16 protein-coding genes are annotated in these 21,110 nt (G+C 41.7%); 13 read left to right on the forward strand and 3 right to left on the reverse strand.

All coding sequences use genetic code 11. The features are described from left to right. Nucleotides 1-305: 305 nt before the first annotated feature. A complete protein-coding gene (locus Q7J41_RS11825; RefSeq protein WP_304888338.1) occupies nucleotides 306-521 on the reverse strand; it encodes an ATP-binding protein in 216 nt (71 codons plus the stop codon). Between the two features lie 599 nt (nucleotides 522-1,120). Here Q7J41_RS11825 and Q7J41_RS11830 point away from each other — a divergent pair. The 6 genes from Q7J41_RS11830 (at nucleotide 1,121) to Q7J41_RS11855 (ending at nucleotide 6,120) form a co-directional block, all read left to right on the forward strand. Next, nucleotides 1,121-1,795, forward strand: a complete 675-nt coding sequence (locus Q7J41_RS11830; protein ID WP_304888341.1) for a reverse transcriptase domain-containing protein — start codon at nucleotides 1,121-1,123, stop codon at nucleotides 1,793-1,795. A gap of 236 nt (nucleotides 1,796-2,031) precedes the next feature. Continuing rightward, nucleotides 2,032-3,066, forward strand: coding sequence for an Rpn family recombination-promoting nuclease/putative transposase (locus Q7J41_RS11835; RefSeq protein ID WP_304888343.1), 1,035 nt, complete (start codon nucleotides 2,032-2,034; stop codon nucleotides 3,064-3,066). Nucleotides 3,067-3,329: 263 nt separating this feature from the next. Continuing rightward, a complete protein-coding gene (locus Q7J41_RS11840) occupies nucleotides 3,330-4,088 on the forward strand; it encodes a transposase (RefSeq protein WP_304888345.1) in 759 nt (252 codons plus the stop codon). Between the two features lie 40 nt (nucleotides 4,089-4,128). Then, nucleotides 4,129-4,779: a hypothetical protein gene (locus Q7J41_RS11845; protein WP_304888347.1), complete on the forward strand. Its 651-nt coding sequence runs from the start codon at nucleotides 4,129-4,131 to the stop codon at nucleotides 4,777-4,779. 98 nt (nucleotides 4,780-4,877) lie between these two features. Next, entirely contained in the window at nucleotides 4,878-5,036 is a 159-nt protein-coding gene (locus Q7J41_RS11850; protein WP_304888349.1) for a hypothetical protein, read from the forward strand. A 43-nt stretch (nucleotides 5,037-5,079) separates the two neighbouring features. Continuing rightward, the gene (locus Q7J41_RS11855) at nucleotides 5,080-6,120 is read left to right on the forward strand and encodes an Rpn family recombination-promoting nuclease/putative transposase (protein WP_304888351.1); all 1,041 of its coding nucleotides are present in this window, start codon (nucleotides 5,080-5,082) and stop codon (nucleotides 6,118-6,120) included. A gap of 115 nt (nucleotides 6,121-6,235) precedes the next feature. Here Q7J41_RS11855 and Q7J41_RS11860 read toward each other — a convergent pair whose 3' ends face one another. Continuing rightward, the gene (locus Q7J41_RS11860; protein ID WP_304888354.1) at nucleotides 6,236-6,475 is read right to left on the reverse strand and encodes a hypothetical protein; all 240 of its coding nucleotides are present in this window, start codon (nucleotides 6,473-6,475) and stop codon (nucleotides 6,236-6,238) included. 414 nt (nucleotides 6,476-6,889) lie between these two features. Between Q7J41_RS11860 and Q7J41_RS11865 the strand changes: the two genes are divergently transcribed. The 7 genes from Q7J41_RS11865 to Q7J41_RS11895 all read left to right on the forward strand — a co-directional run bounded on the left by Q7J41_RS11865 (nucleotide 6,890) and on the right by Q7J41_RS11895 (nucleotide 20,445). Beyond that, on the forward strand, nucleotides 6,890-7,186 hold the full coding sequence (locus tag Q7J41_RS11865; RefSeq protein ID WP_370651014.1) for a type II toxin-antitoxin system RelE/ParE family toxin: 297 nt from the start codon (nucleotides 6,890-6,892) through the stop codon (nucleotides 7,184-7,186). A gap of 2 nt (nucleotides 7,187-7,188) precedes the next feature. Further along, nucleotides 7,189-7,551 carry a helix-turn-helix domain-containing protein gene (locus Q7J41_RS11870; RefSeq protein WP_304888358.1) on the forward strand — a complete coding sequence of 121 codons (363 nt, stop codon included), beginning with the start codon at nucleotides 7,189-7,191 and terminating at the stop codon, nucleotides 7,549-7,551. A 111-nt stretch (nucleotides 7,552-7,662) separates the two neighbouring features. Continuing rightward, entirely contained in the window at nucleotides 7,663-7,842 is a 180-nt protein-coding gene (locus Q7J41_RS11875; RefSeq protein ID WP_304888360.1) for a hypothetical protein, read from the forward strand. Between the two features lie 157 nt (nucleotides 7,843-7,999). Beyond that, entirely contained in the window at nucleotides 8,000-8,365 is a 366-nt protein-coding gene (locus tag Q7J41_RS11880; RefSeq protein ID WP_304888362.1) for a hypothetical protein, read from the forward strand. A gap of 310 nt (nucleotides 8,366-8,675) precedes the next feature. Continuing rightward, a complete protein-coding gene (locus tag Q7J41_RS11885; RefSeq protein WP_304888364.1) occupies nucleotides 8,676-10,679 on the forward strand; it encodes a hypothetical protein in 2,004 nt (667 codons plus the stop codon). A gap of 53 nt (nucleotides 10,680-10,732) precedes the next feature. Continuing rightward, nucleotides 10,733-16,324: a leucine-rich repeat protein gene (locus Q7J41_RS11890; protein WP_304888366.1), complete on the forward strand. Its 5,592-nt coding sequence runs from the start codon at nucleotides 10,733-10,735 to the stop codon at nucleotides 16,322-16,324. A gap of 254 nt (nucleotides 16,325-16,578) precedes the next feature. Next, the gene (locus tag Q7J41_RS11895; RefSeq protein ID WP_304888368.1) at nucleotides 16,579-20,445 is read left to right on the forward strand and encodes a hypothetical protein; all 3,867 of its coding nucleotides are present in this window, start codon (nucleotides 16,579-16,581) and stop codon (nucleotides 20,443-20,445) included. Between the two features lie 163 nt (nucleotides 20,446-20,608). On the opposite strand, the gene Q7J41_RS11900 is transcribed toward Q7J41_RS11895, so the two are convergent. Beyond that, on the reverse strand, nucleotides 20,609-21,091 hold the full coding sequence (locus Q7J41_RS11900) for a hypothetical protein (protein WP_304888369.1): 483 nt from the start codon (nucleotides 21,089-21,091) through the stop codon (nucleotides 20,609-20,611). Nucleotides 21,092-21,110 lie beyond the last annotated feature (19 nt).

The following is a 21,110-nucleotide window of genomic DNA, read 5'->3' on the forward strand; positions in this document are numbered from 1 at the left end:
CAATTCAAAACCTAAACTCTTTTATCATTGGGAGAAGGGTATCAAACCAACGATTGGATAACAAGAGCCGTATGACGCGAGAGTGTCACGTACGGTTCTGTGAGAGGCTTGGGGTGAAATTCCCCTTGCCTACTCGACTAACAAGGTGCCTTACATTACGGAAAAATCTATGAGATAATAACCTTGGTTATTACGGGGTGGCGGAGCCACCCAATCTCCTGAAATAGAGCCAGCTGATCCGTTATACGGAGCCACTGCACCGAAAGAGGGAGCCAGTGCCTGAATGGCTCCCATGATTGCTTGAATTATTTTATGCTACGCTTTCTTCGTCGCATCGAAACATCACCATCAATGATCATCGTGTAAGCCGATGGGACAATACGGTCAAGGATTGAATCCGCCAGAGCCCCGCTGCCCAGGCGTTCATGCCAACCTTCGGCAGTAAATTGAGAACAGAAAATTGTGGACGTCTGGCCACAACGGATTTCCATCAGCTCCAGCAGATCACGCTGTAAAGACAAACGGTGCCTGTCAGTGCGCCAAGATAAGGGCGGATCATAGTGTGTCCTGAAGTGCTTGAATGAAGTTAAAAGGGGGGGGCAAACAGTCAAGTGCATGCTTTATAAGAGATGAGAGAAGACCTCTCGGAATCGGTATTCAGGTACGGATTCCAAACCACCATTGGGTGCTGTAATCAAAAGTTATGGTACTGAGCGCAATTGGAAAAGGCTAAAGAATTAGTCAGGTACGTGCCATGAAGTTGAACGAAAGTGAAGAGTCCGATGAATGAAGCGTCGTTAGCCCATTAAAACAGTCAAAACCAGATGCTTATGATACATCTGGGACAAATCTAGAAGATACCTGATTACTGATTAGATGACTGTCGGCGTAAAGGCTACAAGAGCATGGCATAGGCTCTTATAAGGAACAGGAGAATTCTAAACTGTAATGTTAAGCGAAAAATCCAAGCGCCAAAATGTCAAGGATGAAAGTAGTGAAGAACAGTTTAGATGCGGAAGAGTTCGTACTAGTGAAGAAGTCGTTGTAATGGCGATGGAGCGAAGGGACTCTGTTATCTATACTTCAAGAATAAAACAACCAGAGATGGGAGGATCTTATTATGGAAGGAAAATCGTTTCTTATTTCAAAACATTTAATACTCGAAGCATACAAATGTGTAAAAGCAAATAAGGGTGCTGGGGGAATAGATGGAATAGACTTTGATAAGTATGAAGAAAATCTGAAAAACAATCTGTATAAATTGTGGAATCGTATGTCATCAGGAAGTTATTATCCAAATGCTGTAAGAGGGATAGAAATACCTAAGAAGAATGGAAAAGTTCGTTTACTAGGTATACCCACAATTGAGGACCGTGTTGCTCAAATGGTAGTAAGAAAGCATTTTGAACCTTGTGTTGAGCCGAGTTTCTATGAAGACTCATATGGGTACAGACCACAAAGGTCTGCTATAGACGCGATAAAGGTTACAAGAGAAAGGTGTTGGAAATTGCCATGGGTGATAGAGTATGACATTGTGGGTCTATTCGATAACATAGACCACAGGAAAATGATGAAAGCTGTTAGATATCACACAGATGAAAAGTGGATTATTCTTTATATTGAGAGATTTTTGAAAGCGTCAATGATACTACCATCAGGACAAAGAGTGGAAAGAACATCTGGTTTCCAATCAGTTGCGCTAGTTTCCGATCATCCAAACTCACTGAAGAATTTGAATTCTCCAACCAGTCCCATCTTTTTTGTTCTAAATTGCCGTCAGTGCCGACAGTCGTGACAATTTTCTGACGGGATGGACGGGACTGTCGGCACTGACGGAGGAAAAAGATGGGTGACTATTCGGAATTGGATAGCCGACACAAAACTAATCCACTGGACAATATCCAATCCATCAATTGAAATGAAAGGGTGATGCCAATCAAAGTGATCAATTCGGCCAATCTCGAACAAGCATCAATTTTAATAGCATTTTAAAGGGAAATCAATTATAATTAAGGCAAAGAAGGTGAACGAATGAAAAATAGTGAGACAAAAATACAGAATCCCCATGACAAGTTTTTCAAGGAAATATTCTCCAATCCGTTAGTGGCCAGAGATTTCATCGAGAACTACCTACCCGAACCGATTTTAAAAATAGTTGATCTAAATGAACTGGAAATTCAGAATGGTAGCCATGTTGATGAAGAACTCAGTGAGTTATTCTCAGACATGTTATTCAGGACAAAAATCAATCAGCGGGACGGTTATCTTTATTTTCTGTTTGAACACAAGAGCTATCCTGACAGAATGGTTGCACTGCAGTTACTGACGTACATGGTTCGCATCTGGAACCAGAAAGTCAACAGAGAAAATGACACCCATATCCCAGTGATCATCCCGCTGGTGATTTACCATGGAAAAACGCAATGGAAGATTGGACCGATGCTTAGCGATCTGATTATGGATTTTGATATGTTACCGGAAGAAGTCAAACAAATGACACCGGATTATCGCTACCAGCTCTATGACTTATCTCAGTTTTCAGATGAAGAAATCAAAGGAAATGCAGAATTGATGATTGCATTGTCCATTTTCAGAGATGTTTTCAAGAAAACTAGTCAGGAATTTCTGGAAACGATTTTAAAGGCAGCCAGAGCTCTGGATGAGTTGGAGGAAAAGGAAACGGGGCTTCAGTATTTTGAAACCTGCATGCGTTATATTCTAACATCCGGTCCACCGCTGTCAAAGGATCAATTGAATACCGTTATTAAGCAATTAGCCGTAACCTACAAGAAAGGGAGTGAAGTAACCATGACATTAGCTGAAGTTTTAAGAGAAGAAGGTTTTGAAGAAGGTATTGAAAAAGGAAAAAAAGAAGGAATTGAAGAAGGAAAAAAAGAACTGGCGATTGGTCTCGCAATTAATCGATTGACCAAGAGATTTGGAATAATGCCTTCAGAGTATCGGGAAAAAATCAATACCCTTGATCTGAATTCTCTGGAAATGTTGAATTACGAAATCGATGATTTAAAATCGATCGAAGATGTCAGGAAGTTCTTAGGTATCTGATTTCAGGAACCGATTGAGCAATGCATGAGGACGGAATCAGTGGGCAGATGGAGTGCCACCAATCACTGAACAAATGCTTGATCTCCAAAAAATTTCTCCCGTATTTGCCGTCAGTCCCGTCAGTGCCGACAGTTTTGAATGGTTGCTGACAGGACTGCCACGACTGTCGGGATTTTTAGGAAGAGGTGACACGGGGACGTTTCACTTGTCACATTATGTAAAATATGGTATAATGGTCGCAAACACGGAGAATGGAGGAAAACATGGCAAGGCTGGCTAGAATAAAAAGTACCACAGGAGTATATCATGTGATGTTAAAAGGGATAGACAGTCGAAACATCTTTATGGATGAAGAAGACAAACTTTTCTTTATGGAAAAACTAATACGGGCAAGAGAATTAGGAGAATTTAAGCTCTATGCCTATTGCCTGATGGATAATCATGTACACTTGCTCCTGAAAGAAGGCGAAGAGCTAGGAGTAAGCATCAAACGAATAACGGTCGGATATGTCCGATATCATAACCAAAAATATGGGAGAACGGGTCATTTATTCCAAAACCGTTACGTTAGTGAACCTGTTGAAAATGAACGTTATTTATTAACAGTCATTCGATATATACATAATAATCCAATGAAGGCAAATATGGTAGCAACGCAAGCAGAATATACATGGAGTAGTTATCAAAAATATCTCGAAGCCTATAAAAACATTTTCTGTTGGGTTGATACTGAGTTGATTCAAAGTTATTTTAAAAATATTGCCGATTTTGAAAAGTTCTCATATGAAGAAAATCAGGATGATTGTCTTGATACAAGAGCTTTTGTAAAATGTACGGATGAGGGTATCAAGGATTTTATTAAAGCAAATCAGCATTATTCCAGAATAATGGATTTAACGAAGACAGAACGAGATGAATGTATCCTGATAATATATAAGGAAACCGGTAGCAGCATTCGACAATTGAGCAGGGTATTAGGAATCGGGAAACGAATTGTCGAAAATGCTATAAAAGAACAGTAAGCGACAGTCTCATGGTTTCGGAAAAATATAATGAGGTGGGATGATGGAAATAAAGCAATGTATTGAAACAATAACAGATTGTCAGAGCTGGAAACAATTATTAATGAGTCATTCAAAAGAAGAACTTGCTGAATTAATAATCCATAGGATGTTAAGAGATTCTGGTTTCAGCAGAGAATTATATCACAAATTAGTGAAACGATCATTATCAGTTAAAGAGACAATTGATGATTATGAAACTGAAGTTGGTTATGAAATGAACAAAAATATTCCGGATGTGTACTTTTTAATGATTCTAAGCGATAAATTATTGGAGCGTGCAGAATGTACAGATAATTTGCTGGATCAATTAAAATTGTATGTTTCTGTCATTATGAATCTTGATCGCGTAATTGAATATGGAGCGGGATTTAGAAATGAAGACGAATTTGTGCTTATTGAAGTGATGGATACTTGTCGTGATTTGATGCTGGCTGCCATTAAAAAACATAGTAAAGATTTATCAGCTGAGGAATTGAGCAAAGTATCGGAGTACTTAAAAACTGAATCTGTGAGATACTGTTCAATTGACAATGAAAACCGTATCGAAACAGCATTCGAGAAAGTGGCATCACTGACAGAAGGAAGAACCGGAATTACCAAGGATGGAGCATATGTAAGAGGAGCAAGTTATTATAGAAATTTAAAATAGTGTGATATTGTGTTGGTTGGTTGAGTTACAAAGAATAGTGACGATTCGGGTTCTTCGGGACTCGGGTCGTCTTTATTAATTTTTTAAGTGGCTGTGAAGTGGCTGGAAAATCTGGAGGAATCTGTCTGGAAAAGATTCGGCTGGTGGTTCTGGTTTGCAGCTTTAGTCTATTTCCAATCAATTGCGCCAGTTTCCCAGCTACCAGACTGGTCTATCCCTCAGCCACAGAACGACCATCAATTTTAATAGTATTTTAAAGGGAAATCGGGTATAATATGAAATACATAAGCAGGTGAACGAATGAAAATAAAACAAATTCATGACAAGTTTTTTAGGGCGACCTTCGCAAATCTGGAAGTTTCACAGAATTTTTTGAAGGAATCGTTGCCTGAATCAATATTGAAGACCATTGATCTGCAGAATCTTGAATTGCAGAATGGCACCCATATCAGCAAGGAATTGGAAGAAACCCGTTCGGATCTGTTATTTCGAACAACCATCAATCAGCAAGAAGGGTATCTCTATCTCCTTTTTGAACACAAGAGTTACCTTGACAAAAATGTGGGTTTGCAGTTATTGACATATTTAGTCAACATCTGGAATCAGAAAATCAAAAATGAAAAATCCAAACATATCCCCGTGATCATTCCGATGGTTATTTATCATGGCAAAAGAAACTGGGAACTTGGAAATTCTCTGGACACCATGATTCTTGGTTATGATGACTTGCCGGATGACATTAAAAAGGGGATTCCTAATTTTAGTTACCATGTCTATGATCTGAATCGCTTTTCAGATGAAGTAATCGTGATGGGATCACTTTACTATGTGGTACTTTCAATTCTGAAACATGTCAACCGGCATGATGAACAGGCGCTGCTCGAAGCCCTCAAAAGAGTTGCTGCAGCCCTGAATGCGATGAATGAAAAACAAACAGCCACGGAATATTTTGAAACCTGTCTACGGTATGTTTACGAAATTGTACCAGAATTTTCAAATGTGAACTCAAATGTTGTTCAAAAATACATTGAAGGAATCTTTCCTGAAGGGAGTGAAGTAGCTATGACATTGGCAGAAGTTTTGAGAGAAGAAGGCTTTGAAAAGGGTATCCAAAAGGGTATTGAAAAAGGGAAAAAAGAAGGCGTTGAGGAAGGGCTTGAAAAAGGAATTGAAGCCATGAGCAGTTTGGCAATTAATCGGTTATCAAGCAAATTTGGAATCATGCCTGCTGAATATCAGGAAAAAATTGCGGCATTGGATCTGAAGATGTTGGAATTGCTTAATTACGAAATTGACAGATTCACAAGCATCGACGATGTCAAAAAGTTCTTAGGTATCTGATTTCAGGAAATGATTGGAGCAATGCATGAGGACGGAATCAGTGGGCAGATGACGTGCCACCAATCACTGAACTAATCCACAATCTCACTGAAGAATTTGAATTCTCCAACCAGTCTCATCTTTTTTGTCCCCAAATTGCCGTCAGTCGTGACAGGTGAATTTCGGTTGTGATCGTTCCGGACTGCATCCCCCAGCCGATCTGACGATAGTAGCAATCAATCCCGACGATGGAGCCAATGGTTCCGGTGTCAGAATTGAAATTCCATTTGTCACCATTGCCGGGACTGGGGGAAAAACGGATCAAAATTAAGTGGCTATCTTCGATTTCGCAGAAAATCGTTCTAGATTTCCCCACAATCATCGGTTCCCTGAATTACCCCCCCATCTTAAAGACAATAATTGTGAAGATCATTGGCTTAAATAGTCAATGATCTTTAATACTTTTTTGAGGAACCTAGCCCAATGGCTGAATATTTCGGTTGAAAACCCCGTCGCAAAAGTCGGTTATTTTTGCGGCTGGTATATTCCCGGTCAACCATCAGACCGAACCGGTCTTCAAACGGAACATCCGCCATAGAGGGGTCGTTCAATTCCCTATCTCAAATACCGTATTACTTTGAGGGTTGTGTCAGAAAATTTAATAACCAAAATCATTGCAAGAATATAACTTTCCAGTTATAATGAGGGCATAACAGAAAGATTAATAAGAAATATGTATAAGATAAACTTTTACACTGATCAAAGCGGGAACGTTCCTGTACGAGATTATTTGGATGAGCTTGCAAGTAAAAATGACAAGGACAGCCGAATAAAATTTAATAAAATACAAGACTATATTCAAATGTTGAGTGAAAATGGAACAAGAGCTGGTGAACCCTATGTTAAACATTTAGAAGGGGATCTTTGGGAATTAAGACCGTTAAGAGACCGTATTTTATTTATTGGTTGGAATGGAAATCGTTTTATTCTACTTCACCATTTCATGAAGAAGACACAAAAAACCCCGAAACGTGAGATTGAACAAGCGAAACGGTGTATGAAAGATTTTGTTGAAAGGAGTAAATAGACATGAGTAACAAAAAAATAAGCCCAATTGGTGAAAGTTGGGAAGACTATCGAAAGAGAACATTCACCCCGGAAGAAATAATGGAATCTGATTTGAGAGTAGCATTAATAAGTGAATTAATTCGAGCCAGAAATGATCAGGGAATCACTCAAAAACAATTGGAAGAAGCCAGTGGTGTTAAGCAACCCGTAATTGCCCGAATGGAAAAAGGGACAACTGATCCCCAATTGATGACCATTTTAAAAATATTAAGACCACTAGGAAAAACTCTGGCCATTGTGCCAATTGAAGAAGAACCACACCGAAACATTCATTTTAAAACATTTAAAAAGGGCAGCACATTCAAACAAAAAACCATTAGATAACCAGAATCAGTGAGTTTCTGAATCAAACCCCCATCTTAAATACCGTATAATTGTGAAGACCATTGGCTTAAGCAGTCAATGGTCTTTAATACTTTTTTGGAGGAAATCAGTATGGATCCCAACTACTATCAAAACAGTCCCGACTTCATGGGTGGCACCGTAGCCGACAGCTTTAAATGGCCTTGGAGCTTATTGGGTAACCAATGCTCCGGTGATGCGTTTATGGTCAGGTTCGCCGATGATTCGGTGTTTTGTTTCCAGTATGAGCATGGAGCAAAAGCATTCTATTAAGAGCTAAAGTTAAGATCTGCTCGCACCTGTAAGAAAACAGCCGAAATCGAGGGTGCCACACCCACAACTTTTCATTTATATTGTTATTAAAATAGTGTATAATATCAGCAATGAATTGTTTAGGTACGACAAATATTTTTATGAAAGGCGGTGGGACATGACCAATGAGGCGTTCCAACAGCTTGTCCTGGAGAAACTGGGTCAACTGGAAACGGGTTTAGATGGTGTGAAGTCGGAACTCGGTGAGGTGCGCGGAGAGCTGAGCGAAGTCAAGAGCGATGTCACCGGGATTAAGGTTGAGCTGAGTGAAGTCAAGAATGATGTCACAAGCATCAAAACTGAACTGAGCGAAATCAAAACTAAGCTTGAGGTAGTGTATGATCAAACGGCCGTTTTGACTGAGTTCAAGACCGACACAGCGCGACATTTTGCTGAGATCAAAGAGACTCTGAGTTTTGTATTACATAAAGAACTGGAAAATGAACGAGATTTATATGTACTAAAAATGAAACAGGTTAAATAAGCTTTTTAAAAGACAAAAAAGCTTCCTGTAGTTAACGTGCATGCTCAAAACTTTGGTTGGCTTGACTGGACGACGGTTTACCAGGCCAGTATGTTCGCCAGTTAAGGTACTGGATTGAGGATATCAAATACTAAAAGTAAGACGATTTGGGTATCAAATACTCAAATCGTCTTTTTAGGTTGGTGGTGATAAAGGATTAATTCAAACCAATCCAAACTTAGATTGCCAAAAAGACCGTAAAGGTGTAAAATTCAAGGTATGATAACACGAGAAGAACTAAAAATAAAACAATTCTAAGTGGAGGTACAGAGTGAAAAAACTAGGTATAGGTATTATTACAGGCTTGTGTATGATGACCATGGCATTTACGACAAGCGTTTTTGCTGAAGAAGCAGATACAGAAACGGACATGACCGTTGGGGTGACATATCGAACGCATATTGAAAACGATGGCTGGGCTCAGGGGTGGATGAATGATGGCAAATTGTCTGGATCAGAAGGCAAAGGGCTTCGGTTGGAAGGGATTGAGATTGAACTGACTGGCGATGTTCCGGATGGACTGGGAATACAATACCAGACGCATATTCAGAATCAGGGCTGGGCACAAGGTTGGGTTTCTAATGGTCAAATGGCTGGTACGGAAGGCTTGAGTTTGAGACTGGAGGCCATTGAAATCAGACTCACTGGTACCGAAGCCTCGGACTACTCAATCAAATATCGAACCCACATTCAGAATCAGGGCTGGGCGCAAGGCTGGGTCGCCGATGGCGTCTTGTCTGGCTCGGAAGGCAAGGGACTGAGACTGGAAGCGATTGAAATTCAAATTGTTGAAACACCAGTGAAAATTGCCTTTGATAAGTATCAGGCAGTATTGGCTCAGGTCAATGAAGATAATTACACCAGCCCTTCCTGGGCGCTGTATCAGGCCGTTGTTGCGGGTAATGTTGTTACCAAAGATGATATTGCCAATAAAATAACGGAAGCTACAGCGGCAATTGAAAAAGCTCAGGAAAGCCTGGTGAAAAAGGCTGATCTTAGTATTTATAATGATGTTCTAGATAATGTCAAAGAGTCTGATTATTCGGCAGCGAGCTGGGAAATCTATCTGACCGTTGTTGCTGATAATGTGGTGACAGCAGAAGATACTCAGGCCGAGGTTGACGCCGCCACCATTGCCCTGATCAAAGCGCAAAAGGATCTTTTTAAACTGGCTGATTTGACAGCTTACGAAGCTGCTCTGGCGGCCGTGTCGGAGGATATGGTAAAATCAGGCTGGTCCGCATATAAGGTAGTCGTGGATGCTAATGTAGTTTCTAACATGGATTCTCAGGCTGAAGTGGATGCAGCTACAGCAAAAATTCTGGAAGCCCAGAAAAATCTGGTGCTTTATTCAAATTTGACGGCGTTTAATCAGGCCATTGCCCTCTATGTACAATATGGTGGGGATGCCGCTAATGCACCCTATACGTCGACTCCCTGGAATGACTATACCGCTAATTGTGAGACATATGGCACCTTGACAAACGGGGTTTGGGCATATGATGTGATTACTAAAAACACCGCTCAAACCACAATTGATACGGCTGCTTCTGATATCAACAGCTATATTACAAAGCTTGTCAAGACCGCTGATCTGACGGCTTTTAATACCGCCAAAAATATTAAAATAACAGATGGCCCTTATACCACTGTTTCGTTTACCACTTACGCCAATGACAGCCAGGTAAAAGCCATTGCGGAACTTTCAGCCGATACCATGAAGGGTTATACACAAAGTGTGGTAGATAGCTATACCGCAACATTGATCGCCCTTCAACAATCAATTTTAGTCAAAGGCTCTGATCTGACAGCGTACAATACAGCGCTTGCAGCGGTGAAACAATCAAATTATACGCCGGAATCCTGGTCTGTTTATCAGGCTGTGGTAACGGCCAATGTGGTGACCGCTGATAACACCCAGTCAGTGGTAGATGCGGCGACGTTAAAAATTGTAGCGGCTCAGAAAAAACTGGTCTATACCGGAGCTTATGTTATTTCCACTGCAAAAATCAATTCGTCCTATTTTGGGGTACAAAAGGTTGGGGATAATATCCTGACCCGAGCGGCAGAGATGATTACAGCAGCGGGATTTACTAAAACCGATTATACCATCAGTTTTAGTCGGATTGATCAGGGAACAGCGGTGATTAACCCGACAACCGGTGTGATCACAGATGAAGGTAATACGGTCGCAACAGTCACCTTTACGATCACCCCGCTTAATGGTGGTGTTGCGGCAACAACATCAAATGTTGAAGTATATATTAATCCATAGAACAAATATAAAGCAAACAAAAAAATAACGGGGCTTTTGAGGAAGGAAGAGGGATGAAAAAAGAATTCAAACAATGGCTGAGTCTGATGTTGGTGTTTTTAATGATACTGACATCACTACCGCTTAATGTATTGGCCGAAGACGGTGGGATGACTACGATGGAGACTGATGGCGTTTTCACCTGGACGGCAGTAGCAGGAGGGGTTGAGATTACTGGCTATGACGGTGGTGGGGTCGCTGTAGAAATCCCAGATATGCTAGATGGCAAAAAGGTCGTTGGTATTGGCAGCAATGTCTTTAACGGCAAGGCAATCACCAGCGTAAAATTTACCAACAACCTGCTTTATCTAAAAGATGGCGTATTCAATAACTGCGACGCATTGGTTGAAATTGAACTTCCCACTTCCTTGACCGCCATTCGTTCAGTTGAAGAAAACCCGACCTTCGGAAATTGCGAAAAGTTGAAAAAGGTAAGTATTCCGAAATCAGTGACTGACATGGATGGCTATGGGATGTTTAAGGGCAGTCCGTTGGTAGAAATCGATGGTGAGGCACCCTCAGCGGCAAAAGACTATGCGTTGGAAGCCAATCCGGAAATAACATTTAATATCATCGAATTTCTGGTGGTAGATGACCTCCAGGTTTCACCTGATAGTGAAATCAGTGTAGGTAATCCGGTAACGCTGACGGCAACCGCTTCTGGTGGCAGCGGAATAATCAAATATGATTTCTTCTGGGATCTGGTCAGTTTTGATGGAACGACGTCTACGGATAGCATTACCGAAGATAGCGCCTTGAACACGGTCAGTTTTAATCCAACCAAAGCTGGAACCTATACCTTTTATGTTAGAGTAGAAGATGACAAGGGAAAAATGGCACAAAAGTCCTATGGCAATTTTACCGTGACAAATGAACCGGTGATCAAAGAAAATGGATTTACAGCCAGCAAAGCTTCACCCCAGTATTATGACAGTGAAATCCTGCTGAGTGTGGAAACAGCAGCCAATACCGGCAGCGGAACATTAAACTATCGCTTTTACTACACCAATGGTGAGGTCATCCAGGAACTGGGGGATTTAGAAACTCCCCAAGCCACCTTTAAACCGGCTGAGCCAGGCCTATATAATCTCTATGTGGAAGTCACCGATCAGCAGGGACGAACGGCCAAAAGTGAAATTCTTAATTACAGTATTGTCGATGATCTGGCCGTCAAATCGTTCACGGCGTCCCCGGATAATTCCCAGACTCATTCCATCGGAACGACCATTGTTCTGAACGCCGAAGGTTCTGGCGGGAAAACGGCCTATCAGTATCGGTTTTATGCTGTTTTAAAAGATGGAGAAGAAATCCCGATTCAGGATTTTTCGGCGGCAGCAACGGCCAGTTTCACCCCAACCAAGGCCGGGAGTTACGATCTTTTTCTGGAAGTAAAAAATGGTAGTGGGAAAATTGTTCCGGAAACCATCAAAAATTACATTATTACCCCGGTTGTCACACTAACAGCGGAAAAGGCGGGTGGAAATCCAGGTTATGCTGAAGATGAAATCAGCCTTAATGCCAATATTTCTGGTATCAAGGACGATTACAGCTATTCTTATGGCTATTCCCTTGATTCAAGCACCACAAAGATACCGATTAAAACCGGGGTGACCGATACCGCAATCAACTTTAAGTTGCCATCAGCCGGAACCTATCATTTTTACGTGGATATTGTTGAAAAAAGTGAAGTGGTTGCGAGTGCAACAGCGGCGGCTTATTCGGTACTGACCAGACCGGCGGTAACCCTGACAGCAGACAAGCTATCCCCGCAAAATCGTAACACAACCGTAAAATTCACGGCATCAGCCAGTGGCGGAAAGGGACCCTATACCTATTTGTTTGCCTGTGATCGGGAAGGTAGTAATATTTATCAGGGAGAATTAACTACGACGAGTTCGCTGAGTCTGCCACTGAATGAGGCGGGTGAATATAACGTTATGGTGGTGGCTAGAGATGCCAATGGCATCACTGCCGAGATGACATCTCTGGTTTATGTGATCAAGGATAATCCGTTGGCGCAGTTATCCACCAGCCGCGATGATGAAATTACCCACTATGCTGGGGATGCGGTGACATTGACCGCAGCCGTGGATGGTGGCACCGCTCCATTTACTTACCGTTTTTATTATAAACTCGGCTCGAAAACAGTGGAACTGACAGATTCGCTTGCGAAGGATCTGGCAGCAATAAGTTTTACTCCAGACAGGGCCGGAAACTATACCTTTATTGCCGAAGCAACGGATAAGAATGGCTTGAAAACAACAGCAACTAAAACCGGCTACAAGGTGTTGGCTGCCGTTTCAACGAAAAGTTTCATCACCAATAAACCTTCAGGTCAGAATATCAATATCGCCATTAAGCTGACCGCCAACGGGAGCGGTGGCAAAACACCATATACTTACAAATTCTTTTATCAGTTGGATGAGAACCCAATTAAGAACCCAATTGAATTGGACGACAAAGCATTACCAACCACCAATACAGTATTATTTGAGCCAACTCGGGTCGGTGAATACACCTTAAATGTGGAAATAAAAGATGACAACGGCAACGGAAAAACGACCACCAAGACCATTGCGAATTATAAAATCGTCAATGGCCCGGTTATCGAGGCTTTAAGTGCAGTAAAGAAAGAAGTGCCCGAGGATTCAATCTATGTGAACGATCCAATTCTGGTCACAGCAGAATTACAGGATGGCACCGGTGCCGAACCGATGCAATACCGTTTTACCATTAAAAATGGATCAAAAATTGTTAAGACAGTGACTCAGGAAGATGAAAACAGTTTTGAATTTATACCGGACACGGCTGGTAGCTATAGCGTGACGGTTGAGGTAAAGGATGAGGATGGGCTTACGGCTACCCAAACCCTAAAAAATGTGGTGGTGTTAAAAACGGTGACCGCTGTTCTTAAAGCAGATAAAGCGTCTGGTACGACCATTAATACCGGGATTAAGCTCACTGCTACCGCAACGGGTGGAAAATCACCCTATACCTATGCCTTTGAATGGGAGGATGAACAGGGAAATATAAAACCTATTCAGGAAAAATCGAGCTTAAAAACGGCATCACTTCAGTTTAGTAAGCCCGAAGATGTGGGATTTTATACGCTGCGGGTAATGGTGACTGACGCCAACGGGGTTGAGGCTGCTGGCGGAGAGATAACCGAGTATCAGATAAAAAATCCGCCGGTACTCGATAATTTTTCGACGACACCCGTAAAAGGGGCAGTAGTTTATCCGGGGAAGGCAATTACCTTGAAGGCTGATGTAAAAAAAGGAACCGGCGAACACGCTCTGGAATATGCCTTTTACGTCAATGGCAGCACCGAAAAACTTGTTGATAACGACAGTGACCTAACGGATGTTGTTTATACACCCCTCAGTGGGGGAACTTACAGCTTTGAGGTGGTAGTTTCCGATGGGGTCACTGCCGTCAAGAAGAAAATCACGGGTTACAAGGTTAATGCCGGTCTGGAAGTCACCAGTCTTAACGCCAGTAAAAGCGACGGACTGATTATTGGGGAAACCATTAAGCTGACTGCGGCTGGAAAAGGCGGTGTTTCGCCCTACACCTATCAGTTTTCCTATAAAATAGATGATGAAAAAGGGGCTGTTATTAAAGCAGAAACTCCGATTCCGTCGGTTGATAATAAACTAAAGACGATCGATTTCCCATTGGACCAAGCCGGTAACTATACCTTCTATGTGGAAATTACTGATAAAAACGACGAAGTCAGTTTAAACACCGTGTCCAAAGCCCTGGCGCTATCGGTAACGGATCCGCCAATTATAACCGGTCTGGCGGTTACTGATCCCGAAACGGATAAAACGTTGACCAATTGTTATATCAATAACGAAATTGCTTTAACCGCCACCAACAAAGCGGAGGCTGGTGGCGAAAACCTGACCTATACCTTCGCTTACAAGGTTGGTTCAAAATCAGGCACTATCGAAGCGGCGAACGTGAAAGATAATGTAGCCAGCTTTGAACCAACCATTGCCGGCACCTATACCTTTTATGTCAGTGCCCGGGATGATGATACGGGTTGGACGAGTGCAACCTATGTCCTTGGCAAGTTTGTGGTACTAAAAACCTTTGCTGTCAAAAGCCTAAAAACCAGCAAACCTTCGGGGCAGGATATCAATACGGAAATTAAATTGACAGCTACCCCGGATGGTGGAAAAGCACCCTATACCTATGTTTTTTATCAGAAAATTCGGGAAAACGAAGATGACCAAATAACCACGGTCAATTCCAGTCAACTCCCAGGCGATACGGCTAAGAACTTTGCTACCTTTAAACCAGAAAAAGAAGGCAACTATATTTTGATGGTGGAGATTACCGATGGCAATAAGACTAAGGCCAGCTATAGTATGGACTATGAAATCAATAACCCGCCTGTGGTAACTTTGACAACCAACAAAACAGGTAAACCCGTTTATGAAGGTGATTCAGTTAAACTTACCGCAACGGTAGCTACAGACACTGGTATTGGTGAACTGGACTATCGCTTCTATTGGAAGCGGGGAACTGCGACTGAAGATCTGGACACCGACTTAACCGCAGATAAACGGCTGGCTGAAGCCGACTTCGTTCCAGATTTGGCTGGTGCCTATACGCTCTTTGTCGAGGTAACCGATGATAACTATGTTACAAAGACAGCAAAAATTGCCAGTTTTAAGGTACTGGGAAAAGTGAATGTCAAGAGTCTGGTGGCAGATAAGAAAACACCCCAGAATATCGGCACAACGATTAAGTTGACCGCCACCGGAGCCGGTGGAAAAACGCCTTATAAATACCAGTTTTATTATAAGCTGGACAGTGAAAATGATGAAGATGATGTCGTGGAATGGAAAGCAATCGGTTCACAAAGCACATCCAAATATGCGAACTATCCGCTGAAAAAACCGGGACTTTATGCCTTTAGGGTGATGATCACCGATGCCAATAATATTACCAGTAGTATTGAGGAGGACTCATCGATGCTAATGGATTATCAAGTGATGGATCCACCTGTAATCAGACGATTTTCGGTTGCACCGACCGGGAAACAGTATGAAGGAGACGAGGTCGCCTTGACCACCGCAGTCAGTGGCGGAAGTGGGGATTATCTCTATGAGTTCTCTTATCAACTGGGAAAAGAAACACCGGTCGCCATGACCGAGACCGCAGATGATACGCCAGAGGCGATTATCTTCAAGCCCGAAAAAGCGGGCACCTATAAATTATTTGTCAAGGTAACCGATAAGAAGAATGCCGATGAAGCTTCGAATTTTGCAGACAAAGACATCAGCAATTATGCCGTGATTAAAAAGGCTTCGGTTAAAGACTTTACCATTAGTAAGACCAGTATTGCAAAAGGTGGAACTGTTCGTCTTTCCGCCATCGGACAGGATGGTGTCAAACCCTATTACTACCAGTTCTCGATGAAAAAAGATGATGATAGTAAAGAGACAATAATTAAGGGTTTCTCATCAGCCTACTACTACAGCTATAAGCCGCTCGAAAAAGGTAATTACACCTTCTATGTCGATATTAAAGACAGTAAAAATGCAAAAGTTACCAGAAGTGAAAAGACAATAACGCTGGGCGTAACTGATTAAATAATAACCCGATGGGTGGAAATTTGAGCTCTTTACTGGCTGGTGCTGGTAAAGGGCTCAATTACTTAAGAAAGGTTAATTTGGCATTGCTAAAACAGGTTGATTTATTAAAGAAATGTTATTTTTTGACGATAACACTATTACGATAATATGATATAATTGGATAATAACTTTCATTCAGATTTAAATAGCTTGATCGTGATTGAAATAAACAATTTGGGACAGATCATAAAAAGAAAAAGGAGGTCTTGTCAATGAAAAAAAGGACAGCTTCGATGTTATCAGCCGTCTTGCTGACTTCAGTGCTTCTTTCACCAGGAGTATCGGCTGAAGGTGCACAGGCAACTGTTGTTACTGAACCGGGAGTGCAGTATAAAACGCATATTCAGGACTATGGTTGGGAAACAGCCTGGAAGATTAATGGGGCTTTATCTGGAACTGAAGGAGAATCCAAGCGATTGGAAGCGATGCTGGTGCAATTGACCGGTTCGTTGCCGGAAGGGGCAAGTATTCAGACCTATGTCCACGTTCAGAACAGAGGCGATATGGGTCCTTTTGCCATGGGTAATGAGGCAGGTACCTCTGGTCAGAGCTTGCGTCTTGAGAGTATTCGGCTGGTACTCAACAATATGCCAGGATATCGACTTTTATATAATGTTCAGGTTCAGAACAAAGGCTGGTTAAAGGATAACGGCAATCAGGATACCTGGTTTAAAAATGGTGAAACAGCGGGAACATCAGGGGAAGGTCTCCGGTTGGAAGGCATTCGTGTTAAACTGGTGGAAGTGAATGAAGAATACGAAAGTTATCTCGCTACCGTGAACGCTGTCGTGCCATCTTTTTATACCAGTGAATCCTGGACCATTTATAAAAAAGTGGTGGATGCTAATCAGATGACAAAAGATAGTAGTAAAGAAAAAATCAAACAGGCGACCGCCAATATTGCTGCGGCTCAGAAAAACCTGGTTCTGGCAAAAAATCTGACAGCTTATAATGCGGCATTGGCGGCAGTGAAAGAAGAGGAATATACCCCCGATACCTGGGCGGTGTATCGGGAAGTTGTTGAAGACAATGTCGTTACTAAGAATGATACACAGGCTAAAATTAATGAGGCCTTAAACAGGATTTTAGAAGCTCAAAAAAAGTTGCAGTGGAAAGTCAATTTAACTGAGTACAGGGCAACATTAGATGCTGCGCGAGCGGAAGACTACACCGCTGATTCATGGGTATCCTATCAGAAAGTGCTTTCAACTTATGCCATGACAGAAAATAATACCCAGACCGAAGTGGATGCGGCCGTTAAGAAAATTGACGAGGCGCAGAAGAAAATGGTCAGGAAATTTGATTTTACCGCTTACAACGCTCTTTTGAATGCGGTGAAAGAAGAAGATTACATCGAAACCACCTGGACTATTTATCAGGATGTGGTGGATGCCAATTTTGTCGATGAAACTAATACCCAGAGCGACATTGAAAAGGCCATCAAGAAAATTGAAGAGGCTCAAAGTAAGCTGGTTAAAAAAGCCGATTTGACCTATTATCAGGCAGTGCTGGATGCGGTCAACAAGGAAGATTATACGACTGTCTCCTGGAATGCCTATCAGAAGGTGGTTCGTTCAGCGGTTGTGAATACCCTGAGCAAGCCGGAGGTAATTGATGCGGCGGTTTTAAAAATTCTGAATGCGCAAATGAGTCTGATGCCGGCCGGAGATATGCGCTATTACTCGGCCGCCATTAATGCGGTTATTCGTACCGATTATACGACTCCATCCTGGGATACTTACCAGAAAGTCGTCGAGGCCAATGTGGTCATCCCTGTTGATGGACAAGAAGCCATTGATGCGGCCATTGAAAAAATCGAAGCCGCTCAGAAAAAACTGGTGCCAGCTGCCGAAGATCTCAAAGAGTATAATGAATTGATTGGGCTTGATCAAGATAACTATACATCTGCTTCATGGATCACATACCAGAAAGTGATTGATGCAAATTTCCTTAAGGCACAGGATGGGCAAGCCAAAATTAATGCGGCAGTAATTAAACTCAGGGCAGCCAGCTTAAAGCTGGTGGAAAGAGCTGGCTATTATAAAGAATACAGCAAAGCCTTGAAGTATAATCTTTATCTGGGCAAAGATCCAGATGATACTGCTTCAACTAAGCCTTTGGTTTTGATGAACCAGGGAGAGTATACAACTTCATCCTGGGCAACCTATCAGAAGGTGTTGGATACCAATGTTATGGATCCCGATAAATCGCAGGCGCAGGTGAATACTGCGGTGGCCAATATCAAGAAGGCTCAGTATAAGCTGCTAAAAGGCGGTATTTTGACCGAATATGAGAATGTTTTAAAATTTAATTTAAACAGAGATCCTGATGGTAATATACTTATGAAGGATACCGAGTATACATCAGCATCCTGGACTATTTATCAGAAGGTACTGGATACCAATGAAATGGATCGGGACAAATCTCAGGCTCAGATCGATGCAGCGGTTGTGAAAATTGAACGGGCGCAGCAGAAGTTGGTATTAAAAGGAAGACTTGATCTTTCGAAAGGATATAATGAAACTTTAGCGATAGTAAAAGAAGAGGATTTTACAGAGAAGAGTTGGGAAGCGTACAAAAAAGCCATTGCTGCAAAAGGCGTTTATATGACTTCAGACAATTCACAGGCGGAAATTGATCGTGCGGTTGGTTACATTATTGCAGCTCAAAACAATTTGAAAAAGAAGGGTGTGACAAGTGAATATGATTTGCTAGTCGAAAAATACTTGGATCAGACGGCCTTCAAAACTCAAGCATGGTCCGATTATCAGGCGGTTCTAAATCAATATGATATGACTTCTGAAAACACGCAGAGCGAGATTACTACTGCTATTACAAAGATTAAAAATGCGCAGACTGTATTGACGATGGAACAAAACCGGGCAGCGATTATGGTGGAATATAACCGAATTCTAGGGTTAACCGATGATCAAAGTGCTTATACTACAAATTCCTGGAATGATTATCAGAAAATAGTGAAAGATAATTATAAAACAAAGGATAATTCACAAACTGAAGTAAATGCTGCTGCAACTAAAATAGAAACGGCACAAGCAAAATTGGTAAGAGCAAATGGGACGGAGTTAAAAGCATTTAAGGATGCCTTTGAAATGTATTCGCGAAATAAAGCAACAGATGGTTCTGTTGAAGCAAAAGCGCCCGGGACCTGGTATATCTACGAACAAGCAGTAAAACGTTATGCTGATTTCAATAGCGATGGTTCTTGGAAACAGACGATCATTACCGATAATAGTAGACCGGGTGATATTGTTTTTGCTACATTGGACATTCAAAAAGCAATTGAGGGTTTAATACCGGATTCTAGTTTGAGTTTAGATACTGCCTATTCGGCTTACAACACTGCAATTACTAATGCAGAGAAGTGGGATGGTTCTGTCGCCAGTGCATACACAAAAAATAGTTATAATGACTATGTTGTTAAATGTAAAGAATATGAGATTAAAAATCGGCTAGAGTCTGCTCCTGGGGTCACGATGACTGAATTGAATATTAATATGGCGACACAAATGATTAATCTTTCACAGAGTATCCTCAAAGATAGTGCTGTTGGAGATGTGGCCAGTGCTTTCCAGACAGAATTTAATCAATTCACTAAGCTTGTAAAAGATAACTACACGAGCGCTACCTGGGACACTTATCAGACACTATATACGAAAACATCATTAAACATTGACGAAAATTCCAAACAGGAATATGAAGATGCAACGACAAAGCTGAAGAATGCTAGAGAGGCATTAATTGCGAAAGCATCGGTTGTGATGAGCAAATCAAATATCACAGTAAGCGGATTAGGAACGCTGGGTGTGACTGCCGGTGATGGAGTCAGTACAAATTTGATTATTAAAACAAAAGCGTTGATCAAAGCAGCAGGTTATGATGAGACGGATTATACAGTGACATTTGTGAAGAAATCCGGAGCAGATATAATTAGTATAGATGCAGCGACATATGGTCAGTTTACAGGTGCTGGTTCAGAAACGGTTGAGATTACTATTAAATCGACAGATTCTACAGATACAAGCGCCGTAACTTCGGTGAATTTAACAATTGGGAGTTAACTGAATTAGAAAAACCTAAAAAAGATGTTCTAGATCTTTTTAAAGACCGTTGTCAAGTTAATCTATAGTTTTTGCTCCGATATAAGTTAAAATTAAAAACAGATTTGGATAGTTAGTCAACTTCCAAATCTGTTTTTTTGACATCATTATTCAATTGTTTTTCTTAGGATACCCCATTCACCACAACTTCCATCCCCGTCAACTCAAAGCCGGTCTCGCAATAAACCGAATAGGTATATTTGTCAGTTTTCCAGGTGGCCAATCCCATGCCGTCGGGGTTTGTCTGGTAGAGAACCGGAATGCCGGATGCGTTAGCTTTAGTTTCGCCGCTCTGGAAATCGGTATAAACACCGGCAATGTTATCGATCATGACATCGCCTTTGCGCACGGTGTAACTGACACCATTAAGGGTAAAGTCAGCCTGGGCCAAGTTATCGGAGATCGTGAAGTATTTCCCAGCTGTGATAGCAGCGGGTAGGGTTTCGAAGGTAAAGCCGATGGCGTCCTTGATGGCGGCCAGGGATGCCTGCTCGACCATCGGGTTGGGGAGTTCCGTTTTTGAATCATCCTTTTTTTCAACAGCAGGCGTGCAGCCGGTAAAAAGAAGAGCCGTGAGAGAAACAAGAATCAAGGTAACTAGTAGCATTTTTTTTGATTTCATGGAG

Source organism: Acetobacterium sp. (assembly GCF_030652775.1).
In the GTDB taxonomy this organism is placed as follows: domain Bacteria; phylum Bacillota; class Clostridia; order Eubacteriales; family Eubacteriaceae; genus Acetobacterium.

Coding starts and splice junctions, on each gene's coding strand:
- Q7J41_RS11845 (WP_304888347.1), top strand. CDS start 4,129: ATGATGGAAATAAAGCAATGTATTGAAACAATAACAGATTGTCAGAGC.
- Q7J41_RS11880 (WP_304888362.1), top strand. CDS start 8,000: ATGACCAATGAGGCGTTCCAACAGCTTGTCCTGGAGAAACTGGGTCAA.
- Q7J41_RS11835 (WP_304888343.1), top strand. CDS start 2,032: ATGAAAAATAGTGAGACAAAAATACAGAATCCCCATGACAAGTTTTTC.
- Q7J41_RS11840 (WP_304888345.1), top strand. CDS start 3,330: ATGGCAAGGCTGGCTAGAATAAAAAGTACCACAGGAGTATATCATGTG.
- Q7J41_RS11900 (WP_304888369.1), bottom strand. CDS start 21,091: ATGCTACTAGTTACCTTGATTCTTGTTTCTCTCACGGCTCTTCTTTTT.
- Q7J41_RS11855 (WP_304888351.1), top strand. CDS start 5,080: ATGAAAATAAAACAAATTCATGACAAGTTTTTTAGGGCGACCTTCGCA.
- Q7J41_RS11870 (WP_304888358.1), top strand. CDS start 7,189: ATGAGTAACAAAAAAATAAGCCCAATTGGTGAAAGTTGGGAAGACTAT.
- Q7J41_RS11895 (WP_304888368.1), top strand. CDS start 16,579: ATGAAAAAAAGGACAGCTTCGATGTTATCAGCCGTCTTGCTGACTTCA.
- Q7J41_RS11830 (WP_304888341.1), top strand. CDS start 1,121: ATGGAAGGAAAATCGTTTCTTATTTCAAAACATTTAATACTCGAAGCA.
- Q7J41_RS11890 (WP_304888366.1), top strand. CDS start 10,733: ATGAAAAAAGAATTCAAACAATGGCTGAGTCTGATGTTGGTGTTTTTA.
- Q7J41_RS11875 (WP_304888360.1), top strand. CDS start 7,663: ATGGATCCCAACTACTATCAAAACAGTCCCGACTTCATGGGTGGCACC.